This is a genomic window from Allorhizocola rhizosphaerae, assembly GCF_003426775.1.
Taxonomy (GTDB): Bacteria; Actinomycetota; Actinomycetes; order Mycobacteriales; family Micromonosporaceae; genus Allorhizocola; species Allorhizocola rhizosphaerae.
The window spans coordinates 1-24,271 of the sequence record NZ_QJUG01000128.1 but is presented as its reverse complement, the minus strand read 5'-3'; the positions used below and the strand labels follow the sequence as shown (position 1 = coordinate 24,271).

Genomic DNA, 24,271 nt, shown 5'->3' with positions numbered 1-24,271 from the left:
CGGACTGGGTGCGGCCGCGGGTGGCGGTCCGCCGGGCGGTGGCACCGGTTGCGACGTGAGCATCAGGGCCAGCGCGGCCCCGGCGGCGACGGCCACCACCCCGGCGACCACCTGGGTGTCGCGCCGCTTGGCCACCTTGACCACCGGAGCCAGCCACACCACCTTGCCAGCGCTTACGAAGTAACCGGATGCCACGAGAGCCGGCGCCAGCAGGTCGCGCATCCGCGCGCTGACCTCGCCCAGCTCGACGAACAGCACATGGCACCGGCGGCAGCCGGCCAGGTGGGCGTGGATCTTCGCGGTGTCGCGGCGGGCCAGCCCGCCACGCACGTAGGCGCCCAGCCGCTCGATCGCCCACCGGCACTCGTCGGCGGGCTCTGAGGCGATGTGCTCCTGCAGATATTGCTGGCGTAAGCCTTCGCGCGCCCGGTAGGCCAGGGCCGCCACGCCGTTGGGGGTCAGCCCGAGCAGCGGTGCCACCTTGGACGGCCGCTCGCGCTCGACCTCGGTGTGCCACAGCACGGTCTGCCACCGCTCGGGCAGGCTGGCGAACGCCTTGGACACCAGGCTCATCTCGTGCGCCAGTTCCAGCGCCCCGACGGGCGTGTCGACGAACGGCACACCGGCCTCAAGGCGCGACATGTCGTCGGTGACCTGCAGCCGCCGCTCCTGCCGGGTGCGCTCGTAGAACTGGTTGCGCAGGGTAGTGAACAGGTAGGGCCGGAACGCGGATTGCGGGCCGCGCCCGGACGAGAGGATGGCCAGCACGCGGGCGAACGACTCTGCGACGAGGTCGTCCACATCGGACGGATCGCGTGCCAGCACACGGGCCATCCGGCGAGCCGCGTGCACGTGCCGCCGATACAGCACGTCGAACGCGCCGGTGTCACCCGAGCGGACGGCCGCCATGGCCTCCGCGTCGCCCGGTTCCCCCGGGTCTGGGGCTTCGTATTCCTTTGTCATTTGTCTGCCACATGTGGTTGAGGGGACGTCTATGTGACGTAACGCGCGGAATGCTCATGAGTTACGATGGGTGGCGTGACACATCACCTTCAGGCAGTAGTACGCGTAGCCGACCAGGGCCGCGCGTAGCTTTCTGTCTGATCGCCGTGCGCCCGAGCGCACGGCGATCACTGTGTCGTTCGGGCGCCCCTGACACCATTGGGGACCCACAATCATGAACCTCGACGAACTCGCCGGGAAGTGGTCGGCCCGCTGGGAGACCGACCAGATCTACCGCTTCGACCCGGGCGCACCACGCGAACGCGTGTTCGCCATCGACACTCCCCCGCCGACCGTGAGCGGGCAGCTGCACATGGGCACGGTGTTCGGCTATGTGCAGACCGATGTGATCGCCCGGTACTCCAGAATGCAGGGCAAGACCGTCTTCTACCCGATGGGTTGGGACGACAACGGCCTGCCCACCGAGCGCCGGGTGCAGAACCACTTCGGTGTGCGGTGCGACCCGTCGGTGCCCTATGACCCCCACTTCACACCGCCGATGAAGGGTGAGACGCCGATCAGCCGGCGCAACTTCATCGAGCTGTGCCACGAACTGACCACTGTGGACGAACGCTCGTTCGAGGAGGTGTTCCGCGCGGTCGGGCTGTCGGTGGACTGGTCGATGCTGTACACGACGATCGGGCGGCGGGCGCAGGCCGTGTCGCAGCGGGCGTTCCTCGACGCGCTCGCGGCCGGGGACGCCTACCGGGCGCACGGCCCGACGCTGTGGGACACCACGTTCCAGACCGCCGTGGCCCAGGCCGAGCTGGAGGAGCGCCAGGTCAAGGGCGCGTTCCACGACCTGCGGTTCGGGCCGGTGACGGTGAAGACGACGCGGCCGGAGCTGCTGCCGGCGTGTGTGGCCCTGGTGGCCAACCCTTCAGACAACCGATATAGAGATCTATTTGGTACGAGGGTGAGCTCCCCGCTTGGCGACGAGGTGCCCGTGCTGGCACACCATCTGGCCGACCCGCAGAAGGGGACGGGCATCGCCATGGTGTGCACGTTCGGCGACACCACCGACGTGATCTGGCAGCGCGAACTGGACCTGCCGATCAAACCGGTGCTCGGTCTGGACGGCCGCTTCCTGCCGGACGTGCCGCACGTGGGCGGGCTCACCGTGCCCGCGGCGCGCGCCCGGATCGTGGAGTTGCTGGGACTGACGCCTTCACCCATTACACACGCGGTGAAGTTCTACGAGAAGGGCTCGCGTCCGCTGGAGATCATCCCGACCGGGCAGTGGTATCTGCGCAACGGCGGGCGCGATCAGAATCTGCGCGAGGAGCTCCTGGAGCGCGGGCGCTCGCTCAGATGGCATCCGGCGCACATGCGCGTGCGCTATGAGCACTGGGTGAACGGGTTGGCCGGCGACTGGCTCGTGAGCAGGCAACGCTACTTCGGCGTGCCGCTTCCCCTCTGGTACCGGCTGGATGGCTCTGGAAATCCTCAATACGACGAACCCCTTGTGCCGCAGGAGCTTCCGGTGGATCCGGCGATCGACACCCCGCCCGGCTACGACGAGTCGCAGCGCGGCAAGCCCGACGGCTTCATCGGTGACCCGGACGTCCTCGACACCTGGGCGACCTCGACCCTCACCCCGTCGATCGCCGGGTTCGACGGCACCATGGATCTGCGCCCGCAGGGGCCCGAGATCATCCGCACGTGGCTGTTCGGCACGGTGCTGCGCTACCACACGCTGCACGGCCGCCTGCCGTGGACGCATACGATGATCAATGGCTGGATCCTCGATCCGGACCGCAAGAAGATGTCCAAGTCGGTCGGCAACGTGGTGACGCCGATGGAGCTGCTGCGCGAGCACTCTCCCGATGCCGTGCGCTATTGGGCGGCGGCCGCGTCGTTGGGCACCGACACGGCGTTCGACGTGGGGCAGATGAAGGTGGGCCGGCGCCTGGCCACGAAGATCCTCAACGCGTCTCGCTTCATGCTCGGGCTGCCTTCTTCGTCCGAAGTGGACCGGCCGCTGGACCAGTCGATGCTGGCCGGGTTGGCGTTGACCACCGCCGCCGCGAAACATGCTCTCGACGAGTACGACTACTCGCGTGCGCTGGACGTGACCGAGCGGTTCTTCTGGCGCTTCTGCGACGATTACCTGGAGCTGATCAAGGCGCGAGCTTACGAGGGTGCGCCGCCCGCGCTGCGCACCGCGCTGTCCACATTGCTGCGTCTGTTCGCGCCGATGCTGCCGTACTGCACCGAGGAGGCGTGGTCGTGGTGGCAAGAGGGCAGCATCCACCGCTCGCCGTGGCCGTCGCTGCCCGCACTGGGCGATCCTTCCTTGTTGGACCTGGCCGGTGAGGCGATCCGTGCGGTGCGCAAGGCCAAGTCGGACGCGAAACTGTCGATGAAGGCACCTGTGTCGCGCTTGATCGTCCACTGTGAACAGTCCACTTGGGAGCTTCTCGGGCCGGCCAGGGACGATGTGCGGGCGGCCGGAACCATCGGGGAGATCGAGCACCGCCTCATTGAGGGGCCGCCGAGATTCGAGGCGGTGATTACACCCGGAGCGTGATCGCTTGGCGGGGTCCGGGCATCGTCGCCGGCGGCGACCGCTGCGGTGCCCGGCCTCTGGCCGCAGCTGCCATGGCTGCGGTGCCCGACCCTTCCCCAGCTGCGACCTCTGCAGTGCCCGACCCCTGGCCGCAGCTGCGATGGCTGGGGTAGGTTTCCCGCTCGCAGATGCGAGAGGTACGGTACGAGTGTGGCCGCATTTCGGATAGGTGAGGCAGCTCAGTTGCTGGGCGTGAGCGCCGACACCGTGCGCCGGTGGGTCGACGGCGGGCGCCTGCCGGCGGCGCGTGATGAGCACGGGCACCGGGTCATCACGGGCACCGATCTGGCCGCGTTCGCCCGTTCGCTGGCCGAGTCGCCGTCCCTTGCGGGCTCGTCGGCTCGCAACCGGCTGCGCGGCATCGTCACCGCGATCGTGAAGGATCGCGTCATGGCGCAGGTCGACATCCAGGCCGGGCCCTATCGCGTGGTGTCACTGATGAGCCGGGAGGCGGTTGACGAGATGGACCTTCGGGTCGGCTCGCTCGCGGTCGCGGTCATCAAGTCCACGGCTGTGGTGGTGGAGAAGCCATGAGGCGCCTGCTCGGGCTGCTTCTCGTGCTTTCCGGCTGCGGTGTGCCCGCGAATGGGGCTGTGACGGTGTTCGCGGCGGCTTCGTTGACCGAGGCGTTCACGAGGATCGCGGCCGAGTCGGGGTTGAACGTCAGGTTCAACTTCGCGGGCAGTGCGGCCCTGGCCGCGCAGATCGACCAGGGGGCACCGGCGGACGTGTTCGCCTCGGCGACTCGCATCACCATCGACGGCGTTGCGCCCGTTGCCTTTGCGAAGAATCAGCTCGTGATCGCGGTGGCGAAGGGAAACCCAAAGGGCCTCAACGAGTTGAGTGATCTGATGCGGCCGGACGTGAAGGTGGCGCTGTGCGCGCAGCAGGTGCCCTGCGGCGCGGCCGCGAAGAAGGCGCTGGCCAGCGTCGCGGTGCAGCCTGTGACGCTGGAGCAGGATGTGAAGGCCGCGCTGTCCAAGCTGAAGCTGGGCGAGGTTGATGCGGCCGTGGTGTATCGCACGGACGTCCGTGCCTCACCCGACGTCGAGGGGATCGAGTTTCCCGAGTCGGCCGACGCGATCAACGAGTACCAGATCGCCGTGCTGAAGGAGTCCCCGAATCGCGCTGGGGCGCAGGCTTTTGTGGACTACGTCCGGTCAGAGAAGGGCATGGCGGCGCTCGTGGCCGCCGGGTTCCAGCGATGAGGCGGGCGCCGCTGGCGTTGGTGATTCCTGCGGTGCTGGGGCTCGCGTTTCTCGTGCTTCCGTTGGTAGGGCTGGTGGTGCGGGCCCCCTGGGCGAGCCTGCCGCGGCGGCTGGCCGAGCCGGGTGTGGTCAGTGCGCTCGTGCTGTCGCTGCAGACCGCGACGCTTGCGACCGTGCTGTGTCTGGTGTTTGGCGTGCCGTTGGCGTGGTTGCTGGCACGGGCCGACTTCCCGGGGCGCAGGCTGGTGCGGGCCCTGGTGACCGTGCCCCTCGTGCTGCCGCCCGTGGTGGGCGGGGTCGCGCTGCTGCTCGTGTTCGGGCGGCGTGGGTTGGTCGGTTCGTGGCTCGGCTTTTCGCTCCCGTTTACGACGGCAGGGGTGGTGGTGGCCGAGGCGTTTGTGGCCATGCCGTTCCTGGTGATCGCGGTCGAGGGCGCGCTGCGCGGGGCCGACGCGCGCTACGAGGAGGCGGCCGCCACGCTGGGCGCGTCGCGATGGGTGGCGTTCACCCGGGTGACGCTGCCGCTCGTGGCGCCGGGCATCGCGGCCGGGGCGGTGCTGTGCTGGGCGCGGGCGCTGGGCGAGTTCGGCGCGACCATCACGTTCGCGGGCAACTTCCCCGGGCGCACGCAGACCATGCCGCTCGCGGTTTATCTGGCGCTCGAAACCGACCTGCAGTCGGCGATCGTGCTCAGCCTGATCCTCCTCGGGGTGTCGGTGGCGATCCTCGCGGCGTTGCGGGACAGGTGGATCGGCTGATGTCCACATTGGACGCCCATCTGGTGGTGGGGCTCGACGGCTTCCGGCTCGACATCCGGCTGACGGTCGACGCGGGTCAGGTCGTCGCGCTCCTGGGGCCTAACGGGGCAGGCAAGACCACGGCGCTGCGCGCGCTGGCCGGGTTGCAGCCGCTGACCGATGGGCACATCCGGCTTGGCGGGCGGGCGCTTGCCCGCGTCCCGCCGGAGAAGCGGCCGATCGGCGTGGTGTTCCAGGACTATCTGCTGTTCCCGCACATGAGCGCGCTGGACAATGTGGCCTTCGGGCCTCGGCGGCGCGGATTGTCCAAACGCGACGCACGAGCCGTGGCCGCGGCATGGCTCGCACGTGTAGGGCTGTCCGGTCTGGAAAGTCGCAAGCCACGGGAGCTCTCGGGCGGGCAGGCGCAGCGGGTCGCGCTCGCGCGGGCGCTCGCGGTCGATCCGGCCCTGCTGCTTCTCGACGAACCCCTTGCCGCGCTTGACGCGCGCACCCGGGTGGACACGCGTGCGTCGCTGCACCAGCATCTGGCTTCGCATGAGGGTGCGGCGCTCATCGTCACGCATGATCCGCTCGACGCGATGATGCTCGCCGACCGGCTGGTCGTGGTGGAGGACGGAGGCATCGTGCAGGAGGGCGACGCCGCGTCGATCACGGCACAGCCGCGAACCGATTACATCGCCCGGCTCGTGGGCCTGAACCTGTACCGGGGTAAAGGATCGGGGCACACGGTCGCCGTCGCGCCGGGCTTCGCACTGACGGTCGCCGAAAACGTTGCCGGGGACTCGTTTGTGGCATTCGCACCCTCGGCCGTCTCGCTGCACCCCGAGCGGCCGTCGGGCAGCCCGCGCAACGCATGGCAGGCAATAATCGCCGGGATTCACCGGCACGGTGACAATCTGCGCGTGCAGTTGGACGGGCCCATCGCCGCGGCCGCCGATATCACGCCCGCCGCGGCAGCGCAGTTGAGACTGGTTGCGGGGCAGGCGATTTGGGCCGCGGTGAAGGCGACCGAGACCCGCGCCTATCCGGCGTGACGCTTGCCACAATCGCCGGGCGTTTCTCGCGGGCGCGAGGCAGGGTTGCACCCATGCTCAAACGGGTTGCCCTGCTGTTCGGGATCGCCGTGCTGGCCGGGGTGGTGTTGGCCGCGGCTGCGCTGCCCGCCGCTGCTCTCGCCGGTCTGGCCTTCCGTTTGCCGCCCGCCGAGTTGCCCGACGCGCTGCAGCGGCCGACCATCGCACAGGCGAGTTACGTCTATGCCGGCGATGGGCAGACGCTCATCACGACGTTCTACGACGAAAACCGGCGCGATGTGCGGTTGAGCGAAGTCGCCCAGGTCATGCAGGACGCGGTCGTCGCGGCCGAAGACAGCCGGTTCTTCGAGCACAACGGCGTCGACCTGAAGGGCATCGCGCGGGCCTTCGTGGCCAACCGTTCCTCGGGCGAGACGCGCCAGGGCGCCTCCACGCTGACCATGCAATATGTCCGCAATGTGCTCAAGAGCGACCCAACGCGGAGCGATGCCGAGCGGGAGGCTGCGACGGCGACGACCCCGGCCCGCAAGCTCCTGGAGGCGCGCTACGCGCTGACGCTTGAGCAGACACTGTCCAAAGCGGAGATTTTGGAGCGTTACCTCAACATCGCCTACTTCGGCGAGGGCGCCTACGGGATTTACGCGGCGAGCCACATCTACTTCTCAAAGGACCCGGCGCAGCTGACCCTGGCGGAGGCGGCCATGCTGGCCGGGATGCTGCAAACCCCCGACTTCGGCGAGGAGCGGGCGCTGACGCGGCGCGAATACACCCTCAACGCGATGGTCGGCACGGGCGCCATCACGGCCGAGCAGGCGACCGCCGCCAAGTCCGAGCCGCTCGGGGTCAAGCGCGGCACGATCCCCAACAACTGCGTTGCGGCGACGCAGGATTGGGGCTTCTTCTGCGACTACTTCGTCAAGTGGTGGGAGGCGCAGGCCGCGTTCGGTGAGACCCAGGCGCAGCGGCAGCAGGCCCTTCGCCAGGGCGGCTACCGCATCGTGACCACATTGGACGCTGCGGTGGCGCGGGAGGCGCAACGGCAGGTCGAGTCGGTGTACTCCAAGGACAGCAAATACGTTGCTCCGCTTGCGGTCGTCCAGCCGGGCACGGGCAAGGTGCGGGCGCTGGCCGTCAACCGCACGTTCGGCGAGACCTTCGACCAGCTGATCGCGGGCGGGGGTGGGCTGCCCGGATACCAGGCCGGATCGACGTTCAAGATGTTCGCCATGCTCGCCGCGCTGGAGGCGGGATATCCGCTCGACACCGGCTTCGACGCGCCCGCGCAACTGGTGACCCGGTGGCGCGACGGCGGCGAGGGCAACTGCGGCGGATACTGGTGTCTGCGCAACGCCAATCCGGCGTGGATGGATGGCTACCGCACGATGTGGGACGGGTTCGGCCGCTCCGTCAACACCTACTTCGTCTGGCTGCACCAGCAGATCGGCGCGGAGAAGACTGCCGAGATGGCCAAGCGCCTGGGCATCACCAACACGTTCGCCGGTGGCTCGTTCGTCATCGGCACCAGCAACACGTTCCCGCTCGAACTGGCCAACGCCTACGCGACCGTCGCGGCCGAAGGCCTCTACTGCGCGCCGCTTCCCGTCGAGTCGGTGACCACGGCCGATGGGCAGGCACTCGATGTCGCCCAGCCGCAGTGCAAGCAGGTCCTCAGCCCCGACGTGGCGCGGGCCGCGACCGACGCGGCGCGGTGCCCGGTCGGCCAGCAGAGCGCGTTCGGCGAGTGCAACGGCGGCACGGCCGCAGCGGTGTCCGGCATACTCGGCGGCCGCCCGGTCGCGGGCAAGACCGGCAGCACCGACGACTACCGCACCGAGTCGTTCGTGGCCTACACGCCCCAGCTCGCGGCCGCGATGATCGCGGCCAACCCCAAGCAGGCCGACGACGGCGTGGGCTCGGCCGCACTGTCGCGCGTTTATCGGGCGGTAGCGCAAACCCTCGCCGCTGCGCTCGAACCCGAGCCCGCCCAAGCCTTCACCCCACCGACCTCCACGCTCGCATACGGCAACACTCACAACCCTCGCACCCCGTGACCGCCCCACGCCCCAAACTCCACCGCCGCCCACCACCGACGCCTGGCGCGCCACATCCCGGCCCATCGCGCATTCGCCAGTGCCACGCGCCCACGGCGAGTAGCGCGCCGCGCCATCCCCGCGTGCGCGGAGAGCTGTCGCCGACGCCTGAAGCGGCGTCACCGACAGCCACGCCCTCTACGCGGAGATCCGCGGCCGCGGCTACCGCCCTAACACCGCACACACTGCAGCGATTCCTGTGCAAATCCTTGACGTTGCTCCGACCCAAACCATCTGCACACGAGCGACTGCACAATAGAGTCCTTGCTGCCGCCCCCGGGAAAGTATGCGATGAACTGATCGGTGCCCTTCGACGAGGCGCGAGGATCAAGCTCTGGATCGAGGCGCCTGCCGCGAGCCTGGCTAAGCACTACGTCAGCCTCGGCCAGATCGTCGAGGGCGACTCGGCCGTGGCGGCGGTACTGCGCACCGACGAGCGAATCGGCCTAGCCAAGGTGAATCACGGACCCTGGCAGTTCGTCATAGTCCTGCCGCACGACCGCCCTCCGTTGGTCGCCCGCGCCACAGCCGAACAGTAGCGGCGCAGAGGCCAAGATCGGTCACAGAAAGTGTGCTCAGCCAAACAGCTCGTCAATGGTGCCAACGGTGACCGCTCGCCTGATCCACTCCTCAAGCTGGTCGAGGTCGGTACTTGACTTGATCTGCTCACGCACCGGGGCGGGCACGTCGAAACCTCTGGCGGCAAGCACGGCCAGCAGCGACCGGATCTCGCCCTCAGCCTTGCCTTCGGAGAAGTAGCGGCGGGCAAAATCGCTCTGGTATTCGTAGATGCCGGTGCTCATGAGTGCCTCCAGGTGGTGTCGGGTCGCTGCCGACAGCGCTGCGAGCACAAGGTCAGCGTACAGGCTGGCACGCTCGTCCTCGACGGTCTGCAGTGCACGCAGGAAGGAATCAAAGATCTTGTCGCGTTGTGGATTCTCGCCGTGCGCCACCCCGGACAGCAGTGACAGCTCCGGGTTGCCGGCGGCTTCAGCGGCCTCGGTGATCACGGGCACCTGCCGCGGGCCGAGCACCAGGGGACGCAGTTCCCAGTCGGGGTGGCCGATGTGGATCGGTTGGGCACACCAGTCCGCACACCTGGTGTCCGGGCTGACGACCAACAGCAGCTCGGGCAGGTCCCCGGCGTCAAGGCGGGCTTGCTGCCACATGGGAACGTCCACATTGAACAAATCCGCAACCAGTTCAGCGGCGAAAGCGGGCCCGTGCCGGAAGACCTCGATGAGTCCTTCGTGTATCGCAGATGGCATGCGAGCCATATTATCAACTATGTAGATGATATGCAGGCCCGGGTGCCGATGAGTCGAACGCCGGCATCACCGTGGGTATCAGCGAGCGGGCACGGCGGTCGCTTCACGGGCTGAGGCGGCTTGTTTCTCAGGGGTGAGCCGGGTTCACGCGTCACGGATCAGGCCGCTGCGGTACGCGATCACCACGAGCTGCGAGCGGTCGCGCGCATCGAGCTTGGTCAGCAGGCGGCTCACGTAGGTCCTGGCCGTCGCCGCGCTGATGTGCAGCTCAGCCGCGACCTCCGAGTTGGACCTGCCCATGGCCACCTGGGCGAGGACCTCCCGCTCCCGATCGGTGAGGCCGCCCAGCAGCTCCGGTTTCCCGGCCCGGTCCGGCGAGTCGGCAGCGGCCCGCATGACCCGCCCGGTGACGGCCGGTGAGAGCAGCCCGTGCCCGGCGGCCACGACGCGTACCGCATGACGAAGCTCTTCAGGCTGGGCGTTTTTGAGCAGGAATCCCGCTGCGCCGGCCCGGATGGAGTCGAACACATGCTCGTCGACGTCGAAGGTGGTCAGCATGATGACGCGCACCTCGTCGGTGGCGATGCGCCGCGCGGCCTCGATCCCATCCAGGCCGGGCATGCGGATGTCCATGAGCACGACGTCCGGCCGCTCGGCGCGCACGATCCCGATCGCCTCCGCGCCGTCGGCCGCCTCCCCCACCACGGTGATGTCCTGCGCCCGGTCGAGCAGGGCGCGCAGGCCCGCCCGCACAAGGGGCTGGTCGTCGGCGATGACGACCCGGATCACGTTGCTCATTGGCGCCCTTCGATCGGAAGCGATGCCGACACCGTTGATCCCCCATTACCCACGATGTGCGTGGTCAGCTTGCCACCGACAAGCTCCGCCCGCTCGCGCATCCCGGCCAGCCCGTGTCCGTCGCCGTCTGCGTCGCCGTCTGCGTCGCGGCCGTGGCCGTGGCCGTCGTCGATGATGTCCACGTCGAGCCGGTGGCGGCCGTAGCGCAGCACCACCTCGACCCGGCTCGCGCCGGCGTGGCGCAGCGCGTTGGTCAGCGACTCCTGCACGATGCGGTACGCGGTCGTGTCGACGATCCCGGGCAGCGGCACGGGCTCGCCCTCGGTCCGGACCGTGACGGGCAACCCGTTGTCGCCCATTGTGCGGGCGAGCCAGCCGAGGTTGCGCAGGCTCGCGGTCGGGCTGCGGATCGCGGCATCGGCCGGGCGGCGCAGCAGCGCGACCGTCGTGCGCAGTTCGTCGCCGGCCTCGTCGCTCGCCGTGCGGATCAGCGCGAGCGCGGTCCGTGCCGCCGCGGCATCCGCGTCGTCGAGCGCCTCCCGTGCGACGTCCGACTGCAGCGAGATCACGGTGATCGTGTGCGCGAGCACGTCGTGCAGATCCCGGGCGATCGCCAGCCGCTCCTGCTCCATGCGGATGGCCGCCTCCCGCTCGCCCTCCTGCCGCAGGCGCCGGCGGTTGCGCACGCTGTCGCCGAGCGCGATCGCCGCCGCCATCATGGCAACACTCCATGCCAGCTCAAAGCCGATCAGATAGCCCGGGTCCTCGCCGTCGCGCAGGCGGAAGAAGTTGGACACGGCCAGCAGCGCGAGCGCGACACCGACGGCGAGCCGGGTCTTGCCGTGTTCTGCTGCCGAGTAGAGCGCGGCGGCCACGGGCACCGCGAGTCCAACGGGTGGGTAGTCCAGCGCGTGGTAGCCGATCAGCCCCACACCCGTGGCGATCAGCGCGAGCACCGGGTGCCGCCGGCGAACCAGCATGAGCAGGCCGAGCCCGATGGCGAACATGTACGCCGTCACATCGGGCCCGCGGCCGCCGCCCAGGTCCGCCGTGACCGCCACGGCGATGACGAGCGTGACGGCCGCCGCCAGCGCACCGTCGATCAGGATGTCGCGTCGTGCCACAACCCCGCAGCGTAGCCGGGCTTGCGGCGATGGTCGCCGATTGTCAACAACGGACGTAACGTTCGCCCGCCCGCATACGTCAGGAGGCGACACCGGATCGGGATCTCACTCCGATGACGCCACCCGATCATCTTCGTAGTGTCGGCGGCATGAGAACTCTCGGTGTCGCGATCCTGGGCTTGTTCCTCGGCCTGATCGCCGGCGCGCTGCTCACCTCCGCCGTCGCCCGCCCGATCGTGGCCGGCAACGACGGTGCCATCCCGGTCGGGGTCGGCATCCTGCTGGGCGCCATTATGCCGGTGCTTGGCGTGGTCGGCGCGGTGGTCGCGATCATGATCGACCGCAGGTCCGGGCGGAGGAGGACCCGGTGAGCGGTCCACATTGGACGATGTGGACGCTGCGCGGTCTCGTGCTGGCGAACGCGATACTCGTGTTGCTGCAACCGGTGTTGGCGGGGCTGTTCGTCACCGGCGACGTCGGCATGCTCCGGCTCCACGCCATGGTGGCCGGATTCCTCACCGTGACGGCGTTCCTTCAGTTCGTTGCCGCGATCCTGGTATGGCGGCCGGGACGCGGGCCGGGCTGGCCGATCTGGGCGAGCCTCGGCTTCTTTCTGGCCGTGGAGGTCCAGGGTGCGCTCGGCTACGCCCGCGCGGTGGGCGCGCACATCCCGGCGGGGGTGCTGCTGTTCGGCTTCACCGTCGTGATGGTGATGGCCGTGTGGTCACCGAAGGTGCGCGCATGAGGCGCCGCGCCTTTCTCGGCCTCGCGGGTGCTTTGGCCATCCCGGGCTGCACCGCCGAGCGCGCGGGCGTCGTGCTCGCGAGCCGGTTGCCGCTGCCGCGCCCGTTCACCGTGCCGCTGACCATGCCCGCCGTGGCCCGCCCGCTCGTCGATGGCGGCACCGCCTACGAACTCGTGCAGCGCCCGTCCAGAGTGGAGATTATCCCCGGGACGAGGACCGAGGTGTGGGGCTACGACGGCACGTTCCCGGGGCCGACATTCGACGTGCGCGCCGGGCGTCCGATCACCGTCTCAATGGTCAACGAGCTTCCCGTGCCCACCTCCACCCACCTCCATGGCGGCGTGAACCCGCCACAGTTCGACGGATACCCCACTCATCTGGTCGTCCCGACGCGCAGGTTCGTGCATGAGTATCCGCTGTCCCAACCGGCCGCGACGCTGTGGTATCACGACCATCGCATGGACTTCACTGGCCCACAGGTCTACCGCGGGCTGGCCGGGATGTTCATCCTGCGCGACGACGTCGACGACGCACTGCCGCTGCCCAAGGGTGACAAGGACATCCCGCTGCTGATCTGCGATCGCGCCTTCGACGCGGACGGGTCGTTCCTCTACCCGTCGCTGCCCGGCAGACCCGGCGTGAAAGGCGAATACCATCAAGGCGTTGAGGGCGACGTCATCCTCGTCAACGGCGCGCCCTGGCCGGAGCTTGAGGTCGATTCCACGCGGTACCGGTTCCGCCTCCTCAACGCCAGCAACGCCCGCCGCTACGACCTGCGGCTCGACCCCGCGCCCCCGGACAGCAGCGCGCCATTCACCCAGGTCGGCAGCGACGTGGGGCTGCTCGGTGCGCCGCAACGGCTCGACCGGGTGGTGCTGGCGAGCGCCGAGCGCGCCGATGTCGTGGTCGACTTCGGCGCCTATCCGGTGGGCACCGAGGTCACACTGGTCAACCGGCTGGACGCCGGTCCGGCCGGGCAGGTGATGCGGTTCCGGGTCGCGCGGCGGGGCAACGACGACAGCCGTGTCCCCGCCAAGCTCGCCGACCTCGAACCGCTGGCGCCGGGCCGGGCGGTGCACCGGCGCCGCTTCGACTTCCGGCTCAGCGGCCCGGGCGCACACGGTACCCACTGGAAAATAAACGGCGAAACCTTCGACCCGGCACGGACCTCGGCCACCCCGCGGCTCGGCACGACCGAGCTGTGGACGTTCAGCAGCGACTTCCACCACCCGGTCCACGTCCATCTTGGACACTTCCAGGTGTACCGCCGCAATGGCCGCGCGCCCGGCCCGGCCGACGCGGGCTGGAAGGACACGGTCGACGTCCGCCCGTTTGAGGTGGTCGAGGTGCTGGTCCGCTTCGAAGGTCACCGCGGCCGCTACGTCCTGCACTGCCACAACCTGGAGCACGAGGACATGGCCATGATGGCCAACTTCGACGTCGTCTGAAGCGTCCGTCTGTCGTGCAACATCGCGTCCGCGCCACTGCGGGGTCGGACTGGACCGTCGACCTGTTCATCATCTGACGGCTGGGCGAGCTACGGCCTGCAGACGCAAGGGCCGCATCCATAGCGGATGCGGCCCTCACGCCCCTGGTGGGCTTATGCCCGGCTCACTACCCGGGCTATTCGGTTGTAGTTCTGGCTACAGCGGCGGGTAGGCGTTGGCCATCAGCTGCCGGAACTGAGCGGAGAACCAGTGACCCGACAACGGGGAGTCGGGCAGCGCACCGGACATGTTGTTGCCGTTGCGCACGTTGCCGGTGTACCGCTCGTCGCACATCTGGTCCCAGCCCTTGCCCTCGTTGTTCGGGATCGCGCGGCTCGACCCGTCGGACTCGCCCGGAGGCTTGATCCACACGTAGGCGTCGATGCCCGTGGCCGGGTTGGCCCGCGGCCGCTCGCCGAGGCCGGCACCGGTCTGGTTGCACCAGTTGCCCTTGTGGATGCGCCGGTCGATACGCGACTGGTTCACGAACTCGTTGAGGTTGGTCGAGCTGCTCGGCCCGGTCGGCCGGTTGGCCAGCGTCGGGCACGGGGCCTGAACGCAGTTGCCCCAACCGTTGCGGGACGTGTCGATGAGCATGCCGATGCCGTCGTTGCCGCCGCCGTTGAAACCTGCGCTGATCAGCTGGTTGCGGAACGACTGGGCGAACGCCAGCTCCTCGTTGTAGTTATTGAAGTCGACCCAGGCGGACTGCCGGATCTGCTGACCACCGACGCTGCCCTGGACGTTGATGTACGGCTCGGTCAACGCGGAGTAGTTGGCCGTGTTGGTGATGAAGCCGTGCACGTCGGCAGGCGTCGCGCCGTTGGCGTTGGCGGCTTGGGCGAGCTTCTGCGCCGTGGCGCCGAAGTTGTCGCTCCAGCCGATCCAGCCGTGGTGCGCGGCGTCGATGTAGTTGTAGACGTTCGGGATGTCGCCCAGCTTGTTGAGCGCGTATCCCACACCGTTGACGTAGGCGCCGTTAGCGTTGACCACGTCGCAGGCCGGGCTGGCGGTCGGCCGGCCCGAAATGTTGGTCACCAGGTTGGGCAGCGAGTCGATCTCGATGACCGTCACGATCCGCAGGTTGGCGTACGCCGGCCGGGCGAGGATCGCCGCGATCGGGTCTATGTACTCCGCCTGGTAGATCGGCAGATCGTTGGGGCCAAGCTCGCCATTGGAGGCCAGCGCGGCGCAGTCACGGCCGGGCAGGTTGTAGATGACGACCTGGAACACCAACGGGGCGGCGCCGTTGGCGGCGTCCTGTGCGACGGCCTCATCGAGGTGCGAGGCGAGGCCACGCGCCCCGGGCGTGCCGTTGATGGCCGCTCTGCGGTCCATCCACACACCCGTCGGCTGGTTGGCGATCCGACTGCCACCCGGTTCGGCGGCCGCACGCGCCCGCCAGTCGGGGTTGTTGTACACACCGGCACCCGCGTAGGGGTTGGGCACCCGCGCGGTGGGGTTCCCATCGTTGTCGACCTCGGTCACGCTCGCCGATCCGGCCGTGTAGCCGGTCGCCGTCGCGTTGATGGTGGCCGTGCCGTTGGTGGTGTCGGCGTCTTCGGCCGCACTCACGTTGGCCGTGACACCGGTGCTCCAGTTGGCCGTGGTCACCGTGACCGTCGCCGGGACGGTGATGGACGCGTCACCGGTCCGGGCGAGCTGCACCGTCACGTTCGCGCTGGGCGCCTGGCTCAGCCGCACTGTCAGCGCCGCGGACGCGCCTTCGGCCACCGACAGGTCGGTCGGACTGAGCAAAATGGACGGTGTGCCCGTGCCCTGCACCGTGAACGGCACGTTCGCCGAGGCCACGCTGCTGCCCGCACTGTTGAAGGCCCGTGCCTGTGCCACGTGACTGCCGGCCGCGAGGCCGTTCGCCGTGCCCGTGTAGGGGCTCGACGTGTCGGTGGCGACCATGACGCCGTCGACGAAGAACTCGACGCGCGCTGCCGTGCCGCCACTGACGGTCGCGGCCAGCGGGACTCCCTGGCCGGCCGGGAAGGTTTCCCCACTGGTCGGTCTGGTCAGCGCGACCGAGAGGCCGCCGCCGGGCCCGTTGCAGGCCACACCGTTGACCGTGAACGCGGTCGGGTTGGTGTAGCTGCCGGTCCAGCGTCCCTGGAAGCCGATCTGGGTGGACTGGCCGGTGGCCAGGTTCCGGTTCCAGTCGACCGGGACGGCGGTCACGTTTTGGCCGGATGCCGAGAACGTGGCCGACCATCCGGGCGGGGTGAGCGTCTGCCCGGCCGGGAGCGTGAACGCGAGCGTCCAGCCCTGCCAGGCGTCACCGGTGTTGCGTACTGTGATGTTGGTGGTGAAGCCGCCACTGCTGGGGCCTTCCTGCCAACTGTTGGGGGTGTAGACCACTTCGCACGAGACCGCCGCGTGTGCCGGTGAGGCCGCGACGATCCCTCCTGCCACCACGAGTGAGGCAGCGGCAAGAATTCTGCGCAGGTTCATGCCAAGCTCCTAGTTTGGAAAACTGACATGCCCGGATGCCCACACCCTACATGGGAGCGCTCCCGTCGTACAAGAGCAGGGCTGTAATGAGGGAAACGACGTCGTCATAGAGCGCGGAGAAGACACCGTCCACAGTCGACGGACCGGCGTAGGGGTCGATGGCATGCAGCAACAGCTCGTTGATGCCGCCCACGATGGCCAGCGCCCGCGGCATGGCCAGGGGCTTGATCTCCGGGTTGGCCGCGCGCCCCACCTCGACCAGGTCGACGATTGTGCGGGCGAACCCGCGCAGCGTCTCCTGCCTCATCCGGAACGCCCGCGGACCGGCGCCCTGCATCTCGACCAGCAGCGTGCGGGTGAACTCGGGCATCGAGTCCAATGCGGATAAAAAGGCCTTCGTGCCGGCCGCGATCTGTAGCTGGAACCGCTGATCGGCACCGCCCGCCGCCCGGATGATGTTCATCAGCCGGCCCGTGACGTGCGCGTAAAGCGCGAGCAGGCAGTCCTCCTTGCCGGAGAAATGCTCGTAGAAGGTGCGTTTCGACACCCGTGCCAACGCAACGACGTCCGAAATTGTCGTGGAGGCATAACCCTTCTGCGCGACGCAGGCGGCGAGCGCCCCGATCAGGTCACGGCGGATCGTCTCGTCAGTCCGCGTCGCCACAGTCACGGGAACGAGGTTACCCAATGAGGAGCAACCTAAAGTTCGCTTTAGGACTGTCGCTGGTGGTGGCGATCGGGATCGCGATCGCCTATTCGCTGCGGCCCGACACCCCGGCACCGCCCGCGACCGCCGGTGACGGCGTAGTCGTCTATCTCGACTTCCAATGCCCGGCGTGCGCGCAGACCCACCCGGTCATCGAGCGGCTGGAGCAGGAATACCACGGCCGCATCGAGTTCGCGTCACGCCACTTCCCGCTGCCGGGCCACCGCCACGCCGAGGCCGCCGCGCGCGCCGCGGAGGCAGCCGCTCAGCAAGGTAAATATAAGGAGATGGCCGCGCTGCTGTTCCAGCGTCAGGCCGAGTGGGGGGAAAACCCGGATTTCACGCGGTACGCCGCGAGCCTCGGGCTGGATCTGCGTCGCTACGAGGCGGACGTCGCGTCGGCGTCCACGAAGGCCAAAATCGCCGCCGACAAGGAGCGGGGCACGGCCCTGGGGGTCCGCGGCACGCCGACCATCTTCATCAACGGCGACCGCTTCACCGGGCAGCTCACCTACGCCGAGCTCAAGTCGGCCATCGAACGGGCGCTGAAGAAATGACGCGGGCCTGGGTCTTCGTGATCGCGGGCGGGCTCGGCACGGCCGCGTCGCTCGGGCTGCTCCTGTCGTTGGGAGATGCCGCACCCGCGTGTGACATCAACCCGGTCGTGACGTGCGCGGCGACCGTCGACAACGTGCTCAACACGGCCATCGGGCTGATCGCGTTTCCGGTCGTGGCAACGCTTGGCGTGCTTATGCTCTCGGGTGTCGAGCCGTTGCCGAAGCTCGTGTGGCGGGGCCTGCGGGCGGGCGTCATCGCGGGCGCGGTGTTTACGCACGTGCTCATCTTCCTGAGCTTGTACGACCTTCGCGCCCTCTGCCCGTACTGTATGATCATTTGGATCTGCGTCGTGGCTATCGCCTGCCACACGTTCCTGCCGCGTTTTCCGTGGCGCGCCTTGACGGTCTGGCTGCTCGCGGTGATCGCGCTTGCGGCACAGGCGTTTTGGACGCAGTGGTGGCTTCTACTGTCCTGATTGGGGGATCAGGTGCTTGCTTCCGGCGCTCTTGCGCATCATTTTGCGTAGGCGCCGGAGCACGAGCACCAACCACACGATGGCGGCGACGACACCGGCCAGCGTCAGCCCCGTCACGAGCAGGTAGGTGGCGCCGCCGCCCGTGGCGAACACGCCCTTGCGCGCACCGCTGTCGATCGCCTCGGTCGTGCCGCCCCTGCTCAGCGAGTCGGGCTCGTCGTAGAGGATGACATCGGTGCGCGTGCTCGTGCCGTCGGCGGAAACCCAGTCGCCGTAGAACGAACACGTGCGCCGGCCACAGTCCTCGCGCTGCGCGGTGAACGTGCCCGCCACACCGGAACCGCTCTTCGCCTTCCAGGCGGGCAGCACGTCGACGGAGCCGAACGCGAGCCCGATCACCGCGATGAGTGGCAGACCCACCCACACGAAAGCCTTGGTCTGCCAGCCCTCGATCTTGCGCATAACACTCACGGCCCGAGAGCCTACACTCTTGGGGCATGAGCTCTTTTGACGGTGGACATCAGCCGGTCGCGACCGAGTCCGAGGTGCGCCACGAGGAGTGGGGCGACGACGACATCAGCGGCCGCACGCACGAGCGGGTGGCGTTCGTCGACATCGACCTGACCGAGGTGGCCAACCAGGGCGCGGTGTTCACCGACTGCACGTTCCGTGACTGCCGGTTCAATGCGTCCACTCACGACGATGCCGCGTTCGTGAATTGCAGGTTCGTCGGGTGCTCGTTCTTCGACGCCACGTTCACCGGGTGCAAGTTCGTCGGGAGCGCGTTCGACGTGTGCACCTTCGGGTTGCTGAAGGTCGTCGGGGGCGACTGGTCGTTCGTCGGGCTGCCCGGAGCCGATCTGGCCAAATCGTCGTTCAAGGATGTGCGCATGCGTGAGGCGGATCTGGCCGGGGCCAAACTCAAGGGCGCGACACTGCACAACGTCGACCTCTCGGGCGCCTCGTTTCGCGCGGCCGATCTCACCAAGGCCGATCTGCGGGGGTCCGATCTGTCCACACTGGACCCTCTGACCGTGCAGATCAGGGAGGCGATCATCGACCCACAGCAGGCCATCGCGCTGGCCGAGGTGCTGGGCTTCCACGTGCGCCAGCGATGATCTACCGGCTCGCCGCCGCTGCTCTCGTGCTGGCCTGCGGCCTGGCGGTGCGCGCATTCACCGAAGGCGCGTTCGCCAAGTACGCGGGCGTCGCGCTTTACGCCGCCTTCGTCTACACCTTGGTGGTGCTGATCGCGCCACGGGTGCGCCCTTGGCTCGCCGTCGTGTGGGCGCTGGCATTCTGCTGGGCCGTCGAATTCGCGCAACTCACCCCGGTCCCGGCCGGGCTGTCGGCGCGCAGTGCCGTGGCACGCCTCGTCTTCGGCACAACCTTCAATTTGCCAGACCTCTTCTGGTACGCCGTGGGAGCTACCGTGGCTGGCGGTCTACATTGGACCATTGCTGCCAAGTAGCTCGCGCACCAAGACGCTTCCAGCCATGCGCGGTACCGTCCGCGGCCCCCACCCGCGGTGGCGACACAGCAGCTCGCGCAGGTGCGGGGACCCGAGGGCGAACAGAATATCGGCCGCCTCCACCGGCCCGAGCCCCGCGTGCAGCGACCACGCGCTCGTGCAGCTTCTCCGTGAGCGCCAGATAGTTGCGGTGGGTGGCGGCGGCCCGCATGTTGGGGTCTCCCCCCGCCGCCATGATGAGGTCGCCGGCGCGCTCCAGCGGGGCCGTGATGTAGTCGAGCGCCTGGGCGAGCGCGGCAGATCGGGCTCCGCGCGGGCGGCGACCGGAACCGGTTGTTCGTCGCCGACGATCGCCACGCCGAGCGTGTGCCCGAACAGGGGGCCTTGCCGGGGAACGCGTCCTACAGCGTGCGCTCCCCCACCCCACCTCCGCGGCCTCCTCGCGCATGGTCGTGGCCACGCAGCCCTGGCGGGTGAGCAGCCGGGTGGCCGCTTCGCGGATTAGGGCACGCACCATGGCGGCTCCTGGCCGCCGCCCAGCGCCGTCCCAGCCTCCGGGATCACACGGCAGCAGAAAAAGCAACGGCGTGCCGGACAGCGCATCGTCGAGGAAACCGGCACCGGCGTCTCAGGCATTTCGGCCGAGGTACGTGATTTCACCGATCCGGGCGCATGGGCTCGCCAGCGCGAAACGGGACATCGGTGTGACCCGCACGGTCACACCTCGCGGGCCCATCGTCATGGCGACAGCCATCATCGCCGCGCTGGTCGGATGAGCTCAGCACACGCGGGCCAATCGGGAGTTTTTAGCAGTCAACGGCGCCCCGGAATCCAAAGGATCCCGGGTCGCCGTTGACGATCGGTGATTAGAGCGAGGTTACGTTCGCCGCCTGCGGGCCCTTCTGGCCCTGTGCAATGTCGAACTTCACCTTCTGACCCTCGCTCAGCTCCCGGAATCCGGTGCTGGCGATGGCCGAGAAGTGCACGAAGACGTCGGCGCCGCCGCCATCCTGCTCGATGAAGCCAAAGCCTTTGTCAGCGTTGAACCACTTGACGGTTCCTGTTGCCACGATGTTTCTCCATTCAATGTGAGGTCCAGGGGCCGCCTGCTTGCTGCGGGCTACGAATCACCTTGAACACCTCACACGTGCCTACCGTAGCACGGCATTGGCTTCTGCATAGCCCAATGTCCGGTACAGCCTGAAAAGGTGGTGGAGGTCTCCAGAACCGGTTGGCCGAGACGCAGGTGATTTGTGCCGCGCCATCCGGCTCGGCGAAGGGTACGCTCTGTGTCTCAGGCGCTCGGTGGCCAATCGGGTTATCAGGGCTTCCTGCCGACGGGATGTGATCGGTCATGGGCAACAAGTCGCCACAGAAGGACGGCAGCAAAAAGGCCGGCAAGACGCTCAAGGAAAAACGCGCCGACAAGAAGGCCAAGAAGGATCGGCGCGACACGTCGGATTGACGCTCGCATCGCACCGTCCGGTGTGGACGGCGGTGCAGCGCGGCAAACTGGGATGTTCCTCCGGGCGCACTTTGGCACCATGATCGGATGACCGCTAACAGGCCGCTGATTGCCGTGCTCACCGGTGCCGGCATCTCCACCGACTCCGGAATCCCCGACTTCCGCGGGCCCAACGGGGTTTGGACGCGCGACCCGGCCAAGGAAAAACTGTTCACGTTCGACAACTACATGAGCGATCGCGCGGTACGGGTCGAGTCGTGGCGTGCGCGCATGGAAAACCCGGCCTGGACGGCCCGGCCCAACGCCGCGCACCTGGCGCTCGTGGAGCTGGAGCGGGCCGGAGTGCCGATCCGGATCATCACGCAGAACATCGACGGCCTGCACCAGAAGGCGGGATCCACGCCGCGCAAGGTGATCGAGCTGCACGGCACCATGTTCACGGTGCGATGCATGGGCTGCGGTGCGCGCGGCACCATGGCCGAGACGCTGGACCGGGTGCGGGCGGGCGAGGACGATCCGGCCTGCATGGAGTGCGGCGGCATCCTGAAATCGGGCACCATCATGTTCGGCGAGCTGCTCGACCGCGACACCATCGATGCGGCCGCGCAGGTCGCCATGGCCTGCCATCACTTCTGGGCCGTCGGCACCTCGCTGCGGGTCGAGCCCGCGGCGTCGCTGTGTGAGGTGGCGGTCCGGTCGGGTGCGAGCCTCACGATCGTGAACGCCGAACCCACGCCGTACGACCACCTGGCCGACGACGTGGTCCGAGAGCCGATCGGCGAGGCCCTGCCGCGACTCGCGTCGGCGCTCAAAGCATCCCTGCTCGGCTAACCAGCCCGGGTAGAGGTCATGACCCAGTTGGTTTGCCAGTCGCCGCCGCCCGCGCTCGCGTAGGCCTGCTCCCACACGATCACGTCCGGCGATTCGAGCGTCCACATCTGCCGGACCCGGATGGCAGCCCCGTCGAGGGTGTCGTCGCCGAAGAACTCGGCCGTGGTGGGACCGGTCAGCTTGCCATACAGCGGCGGCTGCAGGACCCCGTCACGGCTGCCCACCCAATAGTGGGCCCAAAGCTCCCGGCCGCTGTCGTACAGCCCGATGGTGTGGCCCCACACGCCCAGCGTCGGGAAGTGCATCTCGTCGATGAAACCGATCCCGTCGGCCAGCGGCCGCGTCACGCAGCTGCCCTCGAATTCGCCCCAGCTGCCCTCGCCGGTCAACCGTCGGTTGTGGACGTGCCAGGTACCGTGAAAGAAATCAAAGTCGTCCTTTGCCATGCGGGCACCGTAAACGGCGCCCGCTGACACCTCCCGTCAGTGGAGAGCGCGGGTTTCACCAGGCGCCGAGGATGGCCCCGGCGACCGCGAAGAGCACGATCTGGTAACCACTGTTGATCGCCATGAGCACCGGCGACCTGGCTTCGAAGATGCCATTGATGAGGATGGCCACCGTGGCGATGCCCACGCCCGCGGCCAGCCCGGCCGCCAGGCCCGGCCCGACCCCCGCATCGCGGCCGATGAACAAGGCCAGGGCGAGCACGCCCGCCACCGTGACCGCGAAGGCCGTGATCATGGTGGGCAGGACGCTTGAGCCATCGGGCGGCTTGGGGCTTGCCCCGCGGAGCGTGGCGGGGTCACGGGGAAGGCCCTTGCCGCCCGTGCGGCCGGTCAGGCGCTGCCACGTGGAGCCGAAAACGGGCGGCGCATACCACACCGCGCCGATGCCGAATCCGGCGATCGCGGCCACGATGACCGCCAGATAATTGATCTCGTTGAAGCCTGCGAGGACCTTCATGGAGGCATCCTCGCGCCCGGGTACGACAATTCGATGCGCTGACACCCATTGGGGTGTCAGCGCATCGAAGCTCTACAGCAGCCCGATGGCGGATTTCACCTCGTTGATCGCCTGCTGCTCCTCCGGCTTGACCCCGTCGGAGGCGCTCGCGACCTGGTCGCACGCCGCCGCGATGACCTGTTTGAACGGTTCGAGATCCTGCGGCGCCTTCGTCTGGATGATCTGCGTCGACTGCTGCAGCGCGCCCAGCACGGTCGCCTTCATCTCGTCCTTGCCGCCCTTGGGCATGGGCGGCAGGCCGCCCGATTTGAACACGGTCTGCAGCTCACCGCTTGCCGAGGCCAGGGCCTTGGCCCCGGCCATGCTCTCCTTGAACATCGCGAAGAAGCCCGGATCGGCCGCGGAGACCAGGGTCATGGCCCCGAATGCCGCCTGCCGGATGGTGTCGATCTCTTGTTCGGTGTACGTGCTCATACCCATCATCTTCACATCAGGTGTCGCTCACGTTCGCGAAAACCGGATGATCTGTAGCAGACTCTCGTGGCGGCGCTCGGCCTCGTACGCCTTCCGTCCACCGTGGACACCGAACAAACGCTTGCGGTACACCAGGAATATCACCGCGGCGACGTTGACCACGAGCGCCGTCAGCCGGACCCACGTCACCCGCGAGATGAGCTCATGGATCTCCAGCGGGATGAACACCGATGTGGCCACGGCCGTGAGATATTCGCCCCAGCGGGTCAGCAGCCACAGCCCGACCGCCTCGGCCAGCTGCAGCGCGCCGTAGCCCAGCAGCCCCGCCGCCACCCACGCCAATGTGGACGGTCGTGCCTCCAGCGCGGTCCGGACCGCGTGCACCACCGACGAGTGGTCCAGGTCGAAGTTCAGCCGCTGCGCCAACGGCTCCAGCAGGGGCAGATCTTGCTCGAACGCGCGGTGCAAGGCGTCGGCATGAGCCCGGAAGCGGAGCACGCCATAGGCGGCGAACAACACGATGAGCGCCTTGACCAGACGGTCGACGGCGAGCACCCGCAGCACAATCGCGTCGCGCAGCAGCTGCCCGCGCAGCGGCACGGGGGCGTCCTCGGCCGGCCCGCTGTGCAACGGCGGGCCGGGCACGAACGACCCGCACCGCAAACACCGCCACGCCTCCCCCACCGGCGTCGCGACCCGCAGTTGGTCCTCATAGGACGCCGCCGCGTAGGTCAGGTGGTGGCGTGCGCAGGCCAGCAGCTCCCAGTCCATGGCTAGCGCAC

Annotated in this window: 26 protein-coding genes; 14 read left to right on the top strand and 12 right to left on the bottom strand. The window is 68.4% G+C overall.

What is annotated here, in order from left to right:
- Positions 1-963: sigma-70 family RNA polymerase sigma factor (locus DM816_RS25500; protein ID WP_117212929.1), on the bottom strand; the 963-nt coding region annotated here is incomplete at its 3' end.
- A 214-nt stretch (positions 964-1,177) separates the two neighbouring features.
- Between DM816_RS25500 and valS the strand changes: the two genes are divergently transcribed.
- The 6 genes from valS (at position 1,178) to DM816_RS25470 (ending at position 8,625) form a co-directional block, all read left to right on the top strand.
- Positions 1,178-3,532: a valine--tRNA ligase gene (valS, locus tag DM816_RS25495; RefSeq protein WP_117212928.1), complete on the top strand. Its 2,355-nt coding sequence runs from the start codon at positions 1,178-1,180 to the stop codon at positions 3,530-3,532.
- 189 nt (positions 3,533-3,721) lie between these two features.
- Positions 3,722-4,105 (top strand): TOBE domain-containing protein, encoded by a 384-nt coding sequence (locus tag DM816_RS25490; protein ID WP_117212927.1) that lies wholly within the window; start codon positions 3,722-3,724, stop codon positions 4,103-4,105.
- Positions 4,102-4,779, top strand: coding sequence for a molybdate ABC transporter substrate-binding protein (modA, locus tag DM816_RS25485; RefSeq protein WP_117212926.1), 678 nt, complete (start codon positions 4,102-4,104; stop codon positions 4,777-4,779). Before DM816_RS25490 ends, modA begins: the two co-directional genes overlap by 4 nt.
- Complete coding sequence (gene modB, locus DM816_RS25480) at positions 4,776-5,537, top strand: molybdate ABC transporter permease subunit (RefSeq protein ID WP_117212925.1); 762 nt, start codon at positions 4,776-4,778, stop codon at positions 5,535-5,537. The genes modA and modB overlap by 4 nt, the downstream gene beginning before the upstream one ends.
- Positions 5,537-6,574, top strand: coding sequence for an ABC transporter ATP-binding protein (locus DM816_RS25475; protein ID WP_117212924.1), 1,038 nt, complete (start codon positions 5,537-5,539; stop codon positions 6,572-6,574). The genes modB and DM816_RS25475 overlap by 1 nt, the downstream gene beginning before the upstream one ends.
- 53 nt (positions 6,575-6,627) lie before the next feature.
- The gene (locus DM816_RS25470; RefSeq protein WP_117212923.1) at positions 6,628-8,625 is read left to right on the top strand and encodes a transglycosylase domain-containing protein; all 1,998 of its coding nucleotides are present in this window, start codon (positions 6,628-6,630) and stop codon (positions 8,623-8,625) included.
- Between the two features lie 614 nt (positions 8,626-9,239).
- Here the strand turns inward: DM816_RS25470 and DM816_RS25465 are convergent.
- The 3 genes from DM816_RS25465 to DM816_RS25455 all read right to left on the bottom strand — a co-directional run bounded on the left by DM816_RS25465 (position 9,240) and on the right by DM816_RS25455 (position 11,854).
- A complete protein-coding gene (locus DM816_RS25465; protein ID WP_117212922.1) occupies positions 9,240-9,932 on the bottom strand; it encodes a hypothetical protein in 693 nt (230 codons plus the stop codon).
- 144 nt (positions 9,933-10,076) lie between these two features.
- Positions 10,077-10,730 carry a response regulator transcription factor gene (locus tag DM816_RS25460; RefSeq protein WP_162907825.1) on the bottom strand — a complete coding sequence of 218 codons (654 nt, stop codon included), beginning with the start codon at positions 10,728-10,730 and terminating at the stop codon, positions 10,077-10,079.
- Complete coding sequence (locus tag DM816_RS25455) at positions 10,727-11,854, bottom strand: sensor histidine kinase (protein ID WP_211588848.1); 1,128 nt, start codon at positions 11,852-11,854, stop codon at positions 10,727-10,729. The genes DM816_RS25460 and DM816_RS25455 overlap by 4 nt, the downstream gene beginning before the upstream one ends.
- A 149-nt stretch (positions 11,855-12,003) precedes the next feature.
- Here DM816_RS25455 and DM816_RS25450 point away from each other — a divergent pair, with 149 nt between their 5' ends.
- The 3 genes from DM816_RS25450 to DM816_RS25440 are packed head-to-tail and all read left to right on the top strand — an operon-like array spanning position 12,004 to position 14,047.
- Positions 12,004-12,225: a hypothetical protein gene (locus tag DM816_RS25450; protein ID WP_117212921.1), complete on the top strand. Its 222-nt coding sequence runs from the start codon at positions 12,004-12,006 to the stop codon at positions 12,223-12,225.
- On the top strand, positions 12,222-12,599 hold the full coding sequence (locus DM816_RS25445) for a hypothetical protein (RefSeq protein ID WP_211588847.1): 378 nt from the start codon (positions 12,222-12,224) through the stop codon (positions 12,597-12,599). Before DM816_RS25450 ends, DM816_RS25445 begins: the two co-directional genes overlap by 4 nt.
- Positions 12,596-14,047, top strand: a complete 1,452-nt coding sequence (locus tag DM816_RS25440; protein ID WP_117212932.1) for a multicopper oxidase family protein — start codon at positions 12,596-12,598, stop codon at positions 14,045-14,047. Before DM816_RS25445 ends, DM816_RS25440 begins: the two co-directional genes overlap by 4 nt.
- 195 nt (positions 14,048-14,242) lie before the next feature.
- Here DM816_RS25440 and DM816_RS25435 read toward each other — a convergent pair whose 3' ends face one another.
- Both DM816_RS25435 and DM816_RS25430 read right to left on the bottom strand, forming a co-directional pair.
- On the bottom strand, positions 14,243-16,546 hold the full coding sequence (locus DM816_RS25435; RefSeq protein WP_117212919.1) for a glycoside hydrolase family 6 protein: 2,304 nt from the start codon (positions 16,544-16,546) through the stop codon (positions 14,243-14,245).
- 46 nt (positions 16,547-16,592) lie between these two features.
- Positions 16,593-17,216, bottom strand: a complete 624-nt coding sequence (locus DM816_RS25430) for a TetR/AcrR family transcriptional regulator (protein WP_162907824.1) — start codon at positions 17,214-17,216, stop codon at positions 16,593-16,595.
- Between the two features lie 17 nt (positions 17,217-17,233).
- Here DM816_RS25430 and DM816_RS25425 point away from each other — a divergent pair, with 17 nt between their 5' ends.
- Both DM816_RS25425 and DM816_RS25420 read left to right on the top strand, forming a co-directional pair.
- Complete coding sequence (locus tag DM816_RS25425; protein ID WP_117212918.1) at positions 17,234-17,809, top strand: DsbA family protein; 576 nt, start codon at positions 17,234-17,236, stop codon at positions 17,807-17,809.
- A complete protein-coding gene (locus DM816_RS25420; RefSeq protein ID WP_117212917.1) occupies positions 17,806-18,285 on the top strand; it encodes a vitamin K epoxide reductase family protein in 480 nt (159 codons plus the stop codon). Before DM816_RS25425 ends, DM816_RS25420 begins: the two co-directional genes overlap by 4 nt.
- Here DM816_RS25420 and DM816_RS25415 read toward each other — a convergent pair.
- A complete protein-coding gene (locus tag DM816_RS25415) occupies positions 18,274-18,756 on the bottom strand; it encodes a hypothetical protein (RefSeq protein ID WP_162907823.1) in 483 nt (160 codons plus the stop codon). The genes DM816_RS25420 and DM816_RS25415 overlap by 12 nt on opposite strands.
- A gap of 26 nt (positions 18,757-18,782) precedes the next feature.
- On the opposite strand from DM816_RS25415, the gene DM816_RS25410 reads away from it, so the two are divergent.
- Both DM816_RS25410 and DM816_RS25405 read left to right on the top strand, forming a co-directional pair.
- Positions 18,783-19,403, top strand: a complete 621-nt coding sequence (locus DM816_RS25410) for a pentapeptide repeat-containing protein (protein ID WP_117212915.1) — start codon at positions 18,783-18,785, stop codon at positions 19,401-19,403.
- Positions 19,400-19,756, top strand: coding sequence for a ribosomal maturation YjgA family protein (locus tag DM816_RS25405; RefSeq protein WP_117212914.1), 357 nt, complete (start codon positions 19,400-19,402; stop codon positions 19,754-19,756). Before DM816_RS25410 ends, DM816_RS25405 begins: the two co-directional genes overlap by 4 nt.
- A gap of 866 nt (positions 19,757-20,622) precedes the next feature.
- On the opposite strand, the gene DM816_RS25400 is transcribed toward DM816_RS25405, so the two are convergent.
- Entirely contained in the window at positions 20,623-20,826 is a 204-nt protein-coding gene (locus DM816_RS25400) for a cold-shock protein (RefSeq protein ID WP_117212913.1), read from the bottom strand.
- A 482-nt stretch (positions 20,827-21,308) separates the two neighbouring features.
- Between DM816_RS25400 and DM816_RS25395 the strand changes: the two genes are divergently transcribed.
- Positions 21,309-22,052, top strand: a complete 744-nt coding sequence (locus DM816_RS25395) for an SIR2 family NAD-dependent protein deacylase (protein ID WP_117212912.1) — start codon at positions 21,309-21,311, stop codon at positions 22,050-22,052.
- On the opposite strand, the gene DM816_RS25390 is transcribed toward DM816_RS25395, so the two are convergent.
- From DM816_RS25390 to DM816_RS25375, 4 genes are all read right to left on the bottom strand, one after another.
- Positions 22,049-22,498, bottom strand: a complete 450-nt coding sequence (locus DM816_RS25390; protein ID WP_117212930.1) for a hypothetical protein — start codon at positions 22,496-22,498, stop codon at positions 22,049-22,051. The genes DM816_RS25395 and DM816_RS25390 overlap by 4 nt on opposite strands.
- A 55-nt stretch (positions 22,499-22,553) precedes the next feature.
- A complete protein-coding gene (locus DM816_RS25385) occupies positions 22,554-23,015 on the bottom strand; it encodes a DUF1761 domain-containing protein (protein ID WP_117212911.1) in 462 nt (153 codons plus the stop codon).
- Between the two features lie 72 nt (positions 23,016-23,087).
- Positions 23,088-23,489 carry a hypothetical protein gene (locus tag DM816_RS25380; RefSeq protein WP_117212910.1) on the bottom strand — a complete coding sequence of 134 codons (402 nt, stop codon included), beginning with the start codon at positions 23,487-23,489 and terminating at the stop codon, positions 23,088-23,090.
- 27 nt (positions 23,490-23,516) lie between these two features.
- On the bottom strand, positions 23,517-24,271 hold a 755-nt coding region (locus DM816_RS25375; RefSeq protein ID WP_246002221.1), incomplete at its 5' end, for a DUF2127 domain-containing protein.

What these genes read in the sequence shown, in the direction of transcription:
- valS (WP_117212928.1), top strand. Translation starts at nt 1,178, where the DNA reads ATGAACCTCGACGAACTCGCCGGGAAGTGGTCGGCCCGCTGGGAGACC.
- modA (WP_117212926.1), top strand. Translation starts at nt 4,102, where the DNA reads ATGAGGCGCCTGCTCGGGCTGCTTCTCGTGCTTTCCGGCTGCGGTGTG.
- modB (WP_117212925.1), top strand. Translation starts at nt 4,776, where the DNA reads ATGAGGCGGGCGCCGCTGGCGTTGGTGATTCCTGCGGTGCTGGGGCTC.
- DM816_RS25475 (WP_117212924.1), top strand. Translation starts at nt 5,537, where the DNA reads ATGTCCACATTGGACGCCCATCTGGTGGTGGGGCTCGACGGCTTCCGG.
- DM816_RS25470 (WP_117212923.1), top strand. Translation starts at nt 6,628, where the DNA reads ATGCTCAAACGGGTTGCCCTGCTGTTCGGGATCGCCGTGCTGGCCGGG.
- DM816_RS25465 (WP_117212922.1), bottom strand. Translation starts at nt 9,932, where the DNA reads ATGCCATCTGCGATACACGAAGGACTCATCGAGGTCTTCCGGCACGGG.
- DM816_RS25460 (WP_162907825.1), bottom strand. Translation starts at nt 10,730, where the DNA reads ATGAGCAACGTGATCCGGGTCGTCATCGCCGACGACCAGCCCCTTGTG.
- DM816_RS25450 (WP_117212921.1), top strand. Translation starts at nt 12,004, where the DNA reads ATGAGAACTCTCGGTGTCGCGATCCTGGGCTTGTTCCTCGGCCTGATC.
- DM816_RS25440 (WP_117212932.1), top strand. Translation starts at nt 12,596, where the DNA reads ATGAGGCGCCGCGCCTTTCTCGGCCTCGCGGGTGCTTTGGCCATCCCG.
- DM816_RS25435 (WP_117212919.1), bottom strand. Translation starts at nt 16,546, where the DNA reads ATGAACCTGCGCAGAATTCTTGCCGCTGCCTCACTCGTGGTGGCAGGA.
- DM816_RS25425 (WP_117212918.1), top strand. Translation starts at nt 17,234, where the DNA reads ATGAGGAGCAACCTAAAGTTCGCTTTAGGACTGTCGCTGGTGGTGGCG.
- DM816_RS25420 (WP_117212917.1), top strand. Translation starts at nt 17,806, where the DNA reads ATGACGCGGGCCTGGGTCTTCGTGATCGCGGGCGGGCTCGGCACGGCC.
- DM816_RS25410 (WP_117212915.1), top strand. Translation starts at nt 18,783, where the DNA reads ATGAGCTCTTTTGACGGTGGACATCAGCCGGTCGCGACCGAGTCCGAG.
- DM816_RS25405 (WP_117212914.1), top strand. Translation starts at nt 19,400, where the DNA reads ATGATCTACCGGCTCGCCGCCGCTGCTCTCGTGCTGGCCTGCGGCCTG.
- DM816_RS25395 (WP_117212912.1), top strand. Translation starts at nt 21,309, where the DNA reads ATGACCGCTAACAGGCCGCTGATTGCCGTGCTCACCGGTGCCGGCATC.
- DM816_RS25390 (WP_117212930.1), bottom strand. Translation starts at nt 22,498, where the DNA reads ATGGCAAAGGACGACTTTGATTTCTTTCACGGTACCTGGCACGTCCAC.
- DM816_RS25385 (WP_117212911.1), bottom strand. Translation starts at nt 23,015, where the DNA reads ATGAAGGTCCTCGCAGGCTTCAACGAGATCAATTATCTGGCGGTCATC.
- DM816_RS25380 (WP_117212910.1), bottom strand. Translation starts at nt 23,489, where the DNA reads ATGAGCACGTACACCGAACAAGAGATCGACACCATCCGGCAGGCGGCA.